Annotated in this window: 13 protein-coding genes and 1 pseudogene; 8 read left to right on the top strand and 6 right to left on the bottom strand. The window is 71.5% G+C overall.

Annotation, left to right across the window (positions count from 1 at the left end):
* The first annotated feature begins 306 nt into the window (after positions 1-306).
* The 4 genes and pseudogenes from DEJ04_RS14390 to DEJ04_RS18885 all read left to right on the top strand — a co-directional run.
* Positions 307-1,128: an alpha/beta hydrolase gene (locus tag DEJ04_RS14390; protein ID WP_181437837.1), complete on the top strand. Its 822-nt coding sequence runs from the start codon at positions 307-309 to the stop codon at positions 1,126-1,128.
* 146 nt (positions 1,129-1,274) lie between these two features.
* The gene (locus DEJ04_RS14385; protein WP_071405928.1) at positions 1,275-1,619 is read left to right on the top strand and encodes a hypothetical protein; all 345 of its coding nucleotides are present in this window, start codon (positions 1,275-1,277) and stop codon (positions 1,617-1,619) included.
* A gap of 65 nt (positions 1,620-1,684) precedes the next feature.
* Positions 1,685-1,840 (top strand): DivIVA domain-containing protein, encoded by a 156-nt coding sequence (locus tag DEJ04_RS18890; RefSeq protein ID WP_375334735.1) that lies wholly within the window; start codon positions 1,685-1,687, stop codon positions 1,838-1,840.
* A 12-nt stretch (positions 1,841-1,852) separates the two neighbouring features.
* Positions 1,853-1,939: pseudogene (locus DEJ04_RS18885) on the top strand (DivIVA domain-containing protein); the annotation flags it as partial.
* Positions 1,940-2,038: 99 nt separating this feature from the next.
* Here DEJ04_RS18885 and DEJ04_RS14375 read toward each other — a convergent pair.
* Positions 2,039-3,403 (bottom strand): MFS transporter, encoded by a 1,365-nt coding sequence (locus DEJ04_RS14375; RefSeq protein ID WP_071405927.1) that lies wholly within the window; start codon positions 3,401-3,403, stop codon positions 2,039-2,041.
* 237 nt (positions 3,404-3,640) lie between these two features.
* The gene (locus tag DEJ04_RS18520) at positions 3,641-3,811 is read right to left on the bottom strand and encodes a hypothetical protein (RefSeq protein WP_164941189.1); all 171 of its coding nucleotides are present in this window, start codon (positions 3,809-3,811) and stop codon (positions 3,641-3,643) included.
* Between the two features lie 169 nt (positions 3,812-3,980).
* On the opposite strand from DEJ04_RS18520, the gene DEJ04_RS14370 reads away from it, so the two are divergent.
* From DEJ04_RS14370 to DEJ04_RS14355, 4 genes are all read left to right on the top strand, one after another.
* Positions 3,981-4,742: a LamB/YcsF family protein gene (locus DEJ04_RS14370; RefSeq protein WP_111047529.1), complete on the top strand. Its 762-nt coding sequence runs from the start codon at positions 3,981-3,983 to the stop codon at positions 4,740-4,742.
* Positions 4,739-5,371, top strand: a complete 633-nt coding sequence (locus tag DEJ04_RS14365; protein WP_111047528.1) for an allophanate hydrolase subunit 1 — start codon at positions 4,739-4,741, stop codon at positions 5,369-5,371. Before DEJ04_RS14370 ends, DEJ04_RS14365 begins: the two co-directional genes overlap by 4 nt.
* On the top strand, positions 5,368-6,252 hold the full coding sequence (locus DEJ04_RS14360; protein ID WP_111047527.1) for a biotin-dependent carboxyltransferase family protein: 885 nt from the start codon (positions 5,368-5,370) through the stop codon (positions 6,250-6,252). Before DEJ04_RS14365 ends, DEJ04_RS14360 begins: the two co-directional genes overlap by 4 nt.
* A gap of 63 nt (positions 6,253-6,315) precedes the next feature.
* Positions 6,316-6,618, top strand: coding sequence for a putative quinol monooxygenase (locus tag DEJ04_RS14355; protein WP_111024724.1), 303 nt, complete (start codon positions 6,316-6,318; stop codon positions 6,616-6,618).
* Between the two features lie 87 nt (positions 6,619-6,705).
* On the opposite strand, the gene DEJ04_RS14350 is transcribed toward DEJ04_RS14355, so the two are convergent.
* The 4 genes from DEJ04_RS14350 to DEJ04_RS14335 all read right to left on the bottom strand — a co-directional run bounded on the left by DEJ04_RS14350 (position 6,706) and on the right by DEJ04_RS14335 (position 9,785).
* A complete protein-coding gene (locus DEJ04_RS14350) occupies positions 6,706-6,888 on the bottom strand; it encodes a hypothetical protein (RefSeq protein WP_110860976.1) in 183 nt (60 codons plus the stop codon).
* Between the two features lie 62 nt (positions 6,889-6,950).
* On the bottom strand, positions 6,951-8,012 hold the full coding sequence (locus tag DEJ04_RS14345) for a DUF2891 domain-containing protein (protein WP_258371390.1): 1,062 nt from the start codon (positions 8,010-8,012) through the stop codon (positions 6,951-6,953).
* Complete coding sequence (locus tag DEJ04_RS14340; protein WP_111047526.1) at positions 7,999-9,081, bottom strand: DUF979 domain-containing protein; 1,083 nt, start codon at positions 9,079-9,081, stop codon at positions 7,999-8,001. Before DEJ04_RS14340 ends, DEJ04_RS14345 begins: the two co-directional genes overlap by 14 nt.
* A complete protein-coding gene (locus DEJ04_RS14335) occupies positions 9,078-9,785 on the bottom strand; it encodes a DUF969 domain-containing protein (protein WP_027465970.1) in 708 nt (235 codons plus the stop codon). The genes DEJ04_RS14340 and DEJ04_RS14335 overlap by 4 nt, the downstream gene beginning before the upstream one ends.
* Positions 9,786-9,800 lie beyond the last annotated feature (15 nt).

Below are 9,800 nucleotides of genomic sequence, written 5' to 3'. Positions count from 1 at the left end.
GTCGGGGTCGGCGTGCTCGCGGGGTCGGAGGGCGGGGCAGTGACGGTCTCGGTCACGGTCGGGGTCGCCGCACCACCGTCCGCTCCGTCCGCGCCGGAACACCCCGTCAGCAGCGCGGCCAGGGTCGCAGTGGTCAGGATCAGGGCGGCTCTCGTCAGGCGCATGCCTCCACGCTGCCTGCCCCGCCGAGCGGTCGCCCGCATCGTTACCGGGCCGTGTCCCGCCCGGCGCTCCGAAAGCATGCCTGTTCAAGCGCCGCGAGCCCGGCTCCCGCCCGCGTCCTGCGACACTGCTCCCATGCGGGGGATGCACCAGGACACGATCGAGGTCGCCGATCAACGGATCGACGGACCACACGGGCCGGTCCCCATCAGGCGCTACCGGCCCCTGGACCGGAGCGGCGGCACGGGAGCCCCGACCCTGGTCTGGGTGCACGGCGGCGGGTTCTTCCGGGGCGACCTCGACCTGCCGGAGTCCGACGCCGTCGCACGGGCACTCGCCGAGCGCGGCCTGCCGGTCGTGACCGTCGACTACCGCCTCGGACCGCTGCCCGGACTGCCCTGGCTCGGCCGGGGTGGACCACGTGGGCGACGACGGGCGCCCCACGCGCGGGACGAGATCGTCGCCGTGCTCCGCAATCTGCACCACGAGGCACCGTCCGGCCTGCTGCTCGGTGGGGCGAGCGCCGGTGCGTGCCTGGCGGCATCCGCGGTCGCGACCGCCCCGCCACTGGCCGGCCTCGTGCTGACCTACGGGTTCTTCCACGCCCGACTCCCGCGTGACCGGGCGCTGCAGCGACTCGTCCGAGGGCACCGGCGGCTCACGCACGCGCCGCTGCTGCTCGACCTGAGCAACCGGGCCTACGCGGGCGGCCGCCCCACTGCGGTCTACCCGGAGTCCGACGACCTCGGCGGGTTCCCCCGCACCCTGCTGGTCGACGCCGAGCGGGACGTGATGCGCGCCTCGGGCGAGCGCTTCGCGGACGAGCTCGAGGCCGCGGGCACCGAGGTCGAACGACACGTCCTGCGGGGCAGCCGTCACGCGTTCCTCAACCGCCCCGGCACGCGGGACTTCGACGACACGATCGAACGCATCGTGGACTGGGCCGACCGGACCCCCATCCGCTGAACGCTCATCCATCTGCGAACGGCGGACATCCGGGGACGGCACGCCCGCGGCGGACGTACTCTGGAAACGGAAGCAACGGCGGTTCCGAATCCCCTTCGCCACGCTCCCTGCCGTGGCGTCTCACCACCGTGACGAAGAGTTCCATCGTGACCGAACACCTCATCGAGTACGTCGCCCGCGACCGCACGGGCATCACCGCCGTCGTGACACCGACCGGTGTCATCGACGTGGACACCGTGATCCAGCACATCCGCGCCGGCCACGCGGGGTACTACGTGGCTGCCGACTCGTGGAAGCGCACGCCGGTCCGGAGCATGTCCTTCATCGGCGGGACCTACCTGTTCGCGAACTGGGACGGGTCGAAGCGGAACATGCTGCACGACCTCGCGTTCCGCTCACCGACCCGTTCGATCGAGACGCCCCACGAGCCGGAGTCGCGGTTCTCGCGGTTCCTCGACGCGCTGTTCGGCAGGCGCTCACCGCAGCTCTGACCCCCGGCAACCCGCCCGTGACACCATGGCAGGGCCACGAGAGGCGCCAGCAGAAGGGGGAGGACATGCTCGCACGAGAGGTGGCGGACAAGCGGTTCCGGCCGACGAAGTTCCGCGAGGGGTACGACCAGAGCGAGGTCGACGCGTTCCTCGACCGGATCCAGACCACCCTGGCCGGGTACGAGCAGCGACGCCCGGTCGACCCGCTCACACCGGAGTAGGTCGCAGCGGTCCGGTTCCAGCCGACGAAGTTCCGCGAGGGGTACGACCAGGGGCAGGTCGACGACTTCCTCGACGAGGTCGTCGTCGCGCTGCGCCAGCACGGCGCCCGCTGAACCGGCCACCTGCGGTGCAGGCGACCGCCTGGAGGCGCGGCGTGCGTCGCGGACGCACGCCGCGCCTCCAGGCGGTTGCGTCGGTCAGCGGACCGACTTGATGGGCAGGATCACCAGGGCGCCGAGGATGACGGCGACGCCGGCACCCCAGAGCATGAGCGTGTAGTTCTGCCCGCCACCGATGCCGAGCAGGAACAGACCGACGGCGGGGGCGAGTGACTGCGGCAGGGCGTTCGCGATGTTGATGACGCCGAGGTCCTTGCCGGGGCGCTCCGGGTCAGGCAGCACGTCGACGACCAGGGCGGTGTCGATGGCGGCGTAGATGCCGAAGGCGAAACCGAGGACGATCTCGGCGAAGTAGAACCCGCCGACACTGTCGACGTGGGCCAGGATCACCAGGCCGACGGCGGTCATGGCCGTCGAACCCCAGACGAAGACCTTGCGACGCTGGATCCGGTCGGACACCCAGCCGGAGACGGCCGCACTGACGAGCAGGGCGATCGTGTACAGCAGCACGCCGAACGCGACGACCCCGACCGCTTCGCCCTGCGGGAGCCCGATGCGGTCCTGCATGTACAGCAGGCGGTACGTCGTGAACATGAACGTGCCGAAGGTGATGAGGAAACGGCCCCACCAGGCGAGCCCGAAGTCGCGGTGCTTGATCGGGTTCGTCCAGAACGAGCTGATCAGGTTGACCCAGCTGAAGGGCTTGACCGGCGTCGTCGGCAGGTCGTCACGGGCGACGAACGAGTACACGAGGACCGCGACGATCGCCAGGACGCCCGGTGCGATGAACAGGACCGGCAGGTTGCCGACCAGGTACACGGCCAGGTAGAGCCCGGCCAGGATCGCGATGTTCTGTGCCAGGGCGATGACGCTCGAGGCCTTGCCGCGCTGGAACTCCGGCACGTTGTCGGCGAAGCTCGCCGTCAGCGTGGAGAGGACGGCGTTGGCGGAGACCTGCGCCAGCACCCAGGCCAGGGTGAGCTGCAGCACGTCGGGCGAGAACGCGAGCCAGGCGAGGGAACCGACGAAGACGACGACACCGCCGACCATCCAGGGGCGGCGACGGCCCCACCGCGTGCGGGTGCGGTCAGAGAGCGCGCCGAACAGGGGGTTGGCGAACAGGGCGCCGAGTGCTCCGAACGGCAGGACCGAACCGACGACGGTCTCGGGGCTCGTCGGGTTCAGCTCCGTCGCCTTGATCGACATGCTCACGAAGACCGGGGTGAGCAGGGCGACGAACAGGCCGAACTGGGCGAAGCTGAGGCCCCAGAGGTACCCCCGACCCACCCGGACGGTGCTGACGGACTGCGTGATGCCCTCGACCGAGAACGCTCGGGACGCCGCGGCGTCCGTGGCGGTGGCCCCGGCGGCTGCGGTGACCGCTGGGGACGCGGTCCCGGCGATGCCCCGCGTGGGTTCTTCCTTCGACGTCGGTGTCGACATGACTCCTCCTTGAGTCACAGGGGGCTTCGGTGCCCGCTGAATCCCTAGTGCTGCTAGGTGATCGGGACTGTAGCACCGGAAACCTCGTGCCGGAAGGTTTTGCGCTGTTTGTTTCGTCGGGGGCGGACGAGTGCGTGCAGACGCGCGCGGATGCGTGCAGACGCAGAACGACACCGCCGCTGTCGGAAGACAACGACGGTGTCGTTCTGCATCGACCCGCAGGCCGGAAAGGAGCCGCTAGTGCTCGCCGTCCTCTTCCGGGTTGAAGTGCGAGTCGTCGCCAGTGTGCCCCGCGGCCAGGCCGTCGGGGTTGTTCGGGATGGTGTTGTCGTCGCCGAGGCCGCCTGGCTTCTCGGTGCCCTCGGAGTCGTTCTTCGGGGCGTCGTGCGTGTTGTCACTGTCGGTCATGAGCTGCTCCAGTGCAGAGATCGATCCGGCAGCACTGCCGCCGGTGGTACTGAGGACTCGGACAGTACGTGGCACACCTCGGAAACCGCCGTCCGACCGGGGGAAGCGGATGACAGGGACCGGGGTGATCGGTAGATTGTTCAACAACCCGCGACGACAGGGAGCACCCGTGACGACGATCGACCTGAACAGCGACCTGGGCGAGGGCTTCGGTGCCTGGGCCATGGGCGACGACGCCGCGATGCTCGACGTCGTCTCGAGCGCCAACGTCGCCTGCGGGTTCCACGCCGGCGACCCGACGATCATGCTCGCCACCGCCCGCGCCGCCGCCGAGCGTGGTGTGGCGATCGGCGCGCACGTGGCCTACCGCGACCTGATCGGCTTCGGCCGCCGACCCGTGCACGTCACCCCCGACGAGCTGTACGCCGACGTCGTGCACCAGCTCGGCGCGATGGCCGCCACCGCGCACGTCGCGGGCACTGCCGTCACCTACGTCAAGCCGCACGGCGCCCTGTACAACACCGCCTGCGCCGACCCGGTGCAGGCCGAGGCCGTCGTCCGCGCCGTGGCCGAGGTCGACCCGTCCCTCGCCGTGCTGGCGCTGCCCGGGTCGGAACTGCTGCTGGCAGCCGAGCGGCACGGGCTCCGCGCGGTGAGCGAGTCCTTCGCCGACCGCGCCTACGAACCCGACGGCTCGCTGGTGTCGCGGAAGCAGCCGGGGTCGGTGCTGCACGACCCGGACGAGGTCGCGACCCGGGTGCTCCGCATGGTCACCGACGGTGTCGCGACCGCCGTCGACGGGTCCGAGATCGCCGTGCGTGCCGACTCGGTCTGCGTGCACGGCGACTCCCCCGACGCGGTCGCGATGGCCCGGGCCATCCGAGCGCTGCTGACCGAGCACGGCGTGACGATCGCGCCCTTCGCACCGTGACTGGTCCGGAGGTCCGCTCCGCGGGCGGCACCGCACTGCTCGCCACGTTCGGGTCCCTCGCCGACGTCGTCGCCTTCCGCGCCGGGCTCGCACAGGCCACCCTGCCGGGGCTGACCGAGGTCGTCTCCGGCGCCCGGACACTGCTGCTCCGGTTCGACCCGTCCACGACGGACGCCGGGCGACTCCGCTCCGAGCTCGCGCAGGTCGTCCCGGTCAGCGCAGCGCTCGAAGCGCACGACACCGAGCCGCTCGTCATCCCCGTCACCTACGACGGCGAGGACCTCGACACCGTCACCGAACTGACCGGCATGCGGCGCGACGAGCTCGTGGCGTGGCACACCGGGCAGCTCTGGACGAGCGCGTTCTGCGGCTTCGCCCCCGGCTTCAGCTACCTCACCGGCAGCGATCGACCGCTCGACCTGCCCCGCCGCAGCACCGCCCGCACGGCCGTCCCGAGCGGGGCCGTGGCGTTGGCCGGCGAGTTCAGCGCCGTCTACCCGCGGACATCGCCCGGCGGCTGGCAGCTCATCGGCCGCACCGAGGTGCCGATGTGGTCCCTCGAGCGCACGCCTCCGGCGCTCGCCCCCGCCGGCACGCTCGTCCGGTTCGTCGTGGCGGGTGCGGCATGACCGCGCTGACCGTCGTGCAGGTCGGCTACGGTGCGACCACGCAGGACCTCGGGCGCCCGGGCTTCAGCGACATGGGCCTCGGCGCGGCCGGGGCCGCCGACCGCGGCTCCGCGGCACTCGCCAACAGACTGGTCGGCAACCGTCCCGACGCGGCCGTCCTGGAGGCCCTGCTCGGCTCCGTCACGCTCCGCGCCGACGCGTACGTGGTCGCGGCCACCACCGGCGCGGCCTGCCCCGTCGACGTCGAGCGGGCGGACGGATCGGTCCGCGGTGCCGCCTCGCACGAGGTGCTGCTGCTGGCCCCGGGCGACACGCTCCGGATCGGCACCGCGACCGTGGGCCTCCGCACCTACGTCGCGGTCCTCGGGGGCTTCGCGGTCGACCCGGTGCTCGGCAGCCGCTCGTGGGACTCCCTCGCGCGCCTCGGACCGCCGCCACTGTCGGCCGGTGACGTCCTGCCCGTCGGTGACGCGCGGGTGTCGTGGCCGATCGTCGACGCGGTGCCGCAGCCCGAGCCGCGGTGGCCGGACGAGCCGGTCGTGCTCGACGTGGTGCCCGGACCGCGCGACGACTGGTTCACCCCGGAGTGGCGCACGACCCTGACCGGCCAGGACTTCTCCGTCAGTGCGGACAGCGACCGCGTGGGGGTCCGCACCACGGCAGAGACGCCGCTCGCCCGCTCCGTGGCACGCGAGCTGCCGAGCGAGGGCGTCGAGACCGGGTCACTGCAGGTGCCACCCGAGGGCTTCCCCGTGCTGTTCCTCGCCGACCACCCGGTGACCGGCGGCTACCCGGTCGTCGCGGTCCTGACACCGTCGTCGATCGACCTCGCTGCGCAGCTCCGTCCGGGCGATCCGCTCCGGTTCCGCATCCTCGACTGACCGACCCGGAACAAGCGCAGGGGGTCAGGGGTTGGCTTGGACACCGCTGACGAAAGGTTCCCCATGTCGATGACCGTCCTGCTCGAGGTCCAGTTCCAGAGCGACGCCCCCGAAGACGCACTCCAGGGTGCGATCCGCGAGACGCTCGAACAGACCGCGTCGTTCCACGGCCTGGAGTCGCTCGAGGTCCTGGTCGACGACGAGGACCCGGCGCGCATGGTCGTCGTCGAGTCGTGGACGACCGCCGAGGACCACGACACCTACGTGGCCTGGCGTGCGACGCCGGAGGGCGCTCCGGCGATGGCACCGTTCCTCGCTGCGACTCCGGTCACCCGCACCTTCGCGCGGACTCTTCCACTCGACTGAGCGGACGCCGACACCGAAGCTGACGTCGGCGTCGGCGTCGGCGTCAGCGCTGACGCCGGTGCCGCGGCACGACGACGGCGCGATCGCTCAGATCGCGTCGTCGTCGGTGTCGAGCGGCACCGGTCGGTCGTCGTCGGGGAGCAGTTCGTCGTCCGCGTCGTCCACCACCGGCAGGTCGTCGGGGTCGAGCACGGTCGGCTCCGGCTCGTAGTCGGTCTCCTGCGCCTCGCGGAAGTCGTCGAGGGTCTCGTCGTCCTTCGGATCGCTCATGGCCCCGAAGGTACCTCCGGATCCTCGACGTGTCCGCAGATGTTGAGCGCTCCTGACGACGGTCAGCGAGCGGCGTGCTCCCGGGCCTCCATGGCGTCCCAGGCGAAGCTCGCCAGCCAGTGGGTGGAGTAGTACTCCTCGCCCACGCTCGCCGCGAGCCCCGAGGCCAGCAGCCGGTCGGCCGCGTCGTCGAGCAGGTCAGCGAGGCCGGTGCCGGAGTCGTCCGGACCGCCGGCGCGGAGTGCGTCCGCGATGCGCCGGGCCGAGCCCGCCCGCGACAGGTCGAGCCCGAACAGGTGCACCTGCTGCGGGTCGTTCTCGTCACGGACCACCGTCGACCGCAGGATCACGTCACCCGGCTGCACCGCGGCGAAGAAGCCGCGCGCCCACGTGGCGAACTCCGGGGCGGGCAGCACCGCCCGCATCAGGTCGGCTTCGGCCAGGCCCGCGGACAGGAAGTCGTGCCCGCTCCGCTCCCAGGCGAACGGCCACCCGGCGTCCGCGCCGAACCAGTCCTTCGCAGCCCCCTCGACCGCAGCAGCCAGGGCCGGACGGTCGAGCGACCGGGCGGCCTCGAGCACGAGCAGCAACCCGAACGCCGAGTTCGAGTGCACGCCGTGCCGGACGGGGTGCGCGGCGCCGTCGATCCACCGGACGACCAGGTCTTCGAGGACGTCGACGACGGGTGCGAACCCCGGTGCCAGTGCCCGGACAGCGGGCGCCTCGGATGCCGAGACCTCTGCGGCGAGCCGGGCGAGCCAAGCCCAGCCGTAGGGGCGCTCGTAGTGCGGCGTCTCACGCAGGTAGGCCGCCTCGGTCGCGAGGTGATCCGTCGTGAGGTGCGCCTGCAGGATCGAGGTGAGCCGGGCCTCCAGGTCGGTGGGCAGGCCGTGCGCGACCAGGCGCGCCGCGAGCCAGTGCATGTGCACCGACGAGTGCCAGTCGTACGACGTGGCGAAGGCGGGGTGGAGCTCGACGGGCAGGGCCCGGTCGTCCGGTCCGGATGTCGCGTGGTGCGCGGCGTAGGGGTACTCGCGGGTCGTGTTGTCCGCGGCGACGGCGGCGAAGCGATCGGCCCAGGCGGCCCGGGTCAGGTCGATCGGGGCGGCATCAGAATGCGACAAGGTACATGACTCCCATGTTGACGACGAGCAGGATGGCGGCGGTGGGGATCTGTGCCTTGATCGGGCCGTACTTGTCCCGCATCTCGAGCAGGGCGGCCGGCACCAGGTTGAAGTTCGCGGCCATCGGGGTGACGAGCGTGCCGCAGAAGCCGGCGAGCATGCCGATCGCGAAGATCGCGGCGGGGTTGCCGTCGAAGCCCTGCACCAGGACGGGCCAGCCGATCGCGGCCGTCATGATCGGGAACGCGGCGAACGCGTTGCCCATGATGATCGTGAACAGGGCCATGCCGAGGCAGTAGATGACCACGGCGGCGAGCAGCGAGCCGTCGGGCAGGATCGACTTGATGATGGTGCCGACGGCGTCACCGACCCCCGCCTGGGTGAAGACGATGCCGAGCGTCGAGAGCATCTGCGGCAGCAGCGCCGCCCAGCCGATCGCCTGCAGCAGGCGACCGCCCTCGCGGATCGGGGTGGCGATCTTCGGCGGGCGCAGGACGAACACGGCCACGACCACGGCGAGCACCGAACCGATGCCCAGGCCGGTCAGGGTCGCACTGCCCTCGGCGAGGAGCGGTTCGCCGCCGAACGAGACGAGCGGGCCGAGCGTCGCGACCAGCACGGCGACCACCGGCACCACGAGGGCCGGGATGAAGAGCCGGTTGCCGTACTTCGTCGCGAACGCGGCGCGCTCGTCCGGGCTGGTGGTGGCGAGCACACTCGTGCTGCCGCTGCCGGCGTTCGTGATCTTCTGCGTCACGCCGGTGGGCTCTGCGGGGCCGGTCTCGGCACCCGTGCCGGCGCCGGGGATGCTCGCGACCCGGGTGCGGCTCGTCGTGCCGGTGAAGCCGAGCCCGGCGAGCGCGACCATCACGAGGACGGCGATCCCGAGCGTCCAGGCCGGCACGGTGCCGGCGGCGACGAAGGTGCCGTAGAAGAACGACAGGCCGAGGATGCCCCAGAACGCCGCGTTGCCCAGGCGCTTCGCGTGCGCGGTGTCGGTGACGATCAGGACGGCGACGGCGATGAAGAACGCGCCGATGAGCCAGTAGAGCCACTCGCTGGTGATCACGCTGCTGCCCCCAGGGTCGGGGCGTCGGCACGGGCGTCCGCCGCCATCTTGTCGAGTCGGCGGTCGAACAGCAGCAGGCGTCCGCCGTGCACGATGAGCGCCGCGATGCCCGTCGGGATCGCCCACAGGGCCAGGTCGATCGGTTCGAGCGACAGCCCGTAGGTCGAGTCGACGAACGTCGTGATGAGCAGGATCGAGCCGACGGCGACGAAGACGTCCTCGCCGAAGAACACGCCGACGGTGTCAGATGACGCCGAGTAGCCCTTGATCTTCTCGCGCATGCGGTCGTCGATCCGCCCGTACTTCTTGGTCGCCGCGCCCTCGGCCATCGGGTAGACCAGCGGGCGCACGGTCTGCGCCGGGCCACCGATGCTCGTCAGGCCGACCGCCGCGGTGACCTGCCGGATCACCAGGTAGCCGGCGAGCAGACGACCGGTCGTGAGCTTGTCGAGCTTCGCGATCAGGCGCTTGGCCTGGTCCTGCAGGCCGTAACGCTCGATCAGGCCGATGACGGGCAGGACGAGCGCGAAGGTCGTGACGGACCGGCTCGAGGCGAACCCGTTGCCGAACGCGTCGAGGATGCCGACGGGACCGATCCCGCCGATGGCCGCGGTCACGATGCCCGCGACCGTGACGACGAGGAGCGCATTGATGCGCAATGCGAAGCCGACGATGACGACGGCGACGCCGATGAGGACGAACATGCGGGACAGTCTGGA

This window comes from Curtobacterium sp. MCLR17_044, from assembly GCF_003234435.1.
GTDB lineage: Bacteria > Actinomycetota > Actinomycetes > Actinomycetales > Microbacteriaceae > Curtobacterium > Curtobacterium flaccumfaciens.
Note: the sequence above shows the minus strand (reverse complement) of the source record. Positions and strands in the feature narration are given on the sequence as shown.

Excerpts from the sequence above, each read along its gene's own strand:
- DEJ04_RS14390 (WP_181437837.1), top strand. The coding sequence starts at position 307 with ATGCACCAGGACACGATCGAGGTCGCCGATCAACGGATCGACGGACCA.
- DEJ04_RS18890 (WP_375334735.1), top strand. The coding sequence starts at position 1,685 with ATGCTCGCACGAGAGGTGGCGGACAAGCGGTTCCGGCCGACGAAGTTC.
- DEJ04_RS14375 (WP_071405927.1), bottom strand. The coding sequence starts at position 3,403 with ATGTCGACACCGACGTCGAAGGAAGAACCCACGCGGGGCATCGCCGGG.
- DEJ04_RS18520 (WP_164941189.1), bottom strand. The coding sequence starts at position 3,811 with ATGACCGACAGTGACAACACGCACGACGCCCCGAAGAACGACTCCGAG.
- DEJ04_RS14360 (WP_111047527.1), top strand. The coding sequence starts at position 5,368 with ATGACCGCGCTGACCGTCGTGCAGGTCGGCTACGGTGCGACCACGCAG.
- DEJ04_RS14355 (WP_111024724.1), top strand. The coding sequence starts at position 6,316 with ATGTCGATGACCGTCCTGCTCGAGGTCCAGTTCCAGAGCGACGCCCCC.
- DEJ04_RS14350 (WP_110860976.1), bottom strand. The coding sequence starts at position 6,888 with ATGAGCGATCCGAAGGACGACGAGACCCTCGACGACTTCCGCGAGGCG.
- DEJ04_RS14335 (WP_027465970.1), bottom strand. The coding sequence starts at position 9,785 with ATGTTCGTCCTCATCGGCGTCGCCGTCGTCATCGTCGGCTTCGCATTG.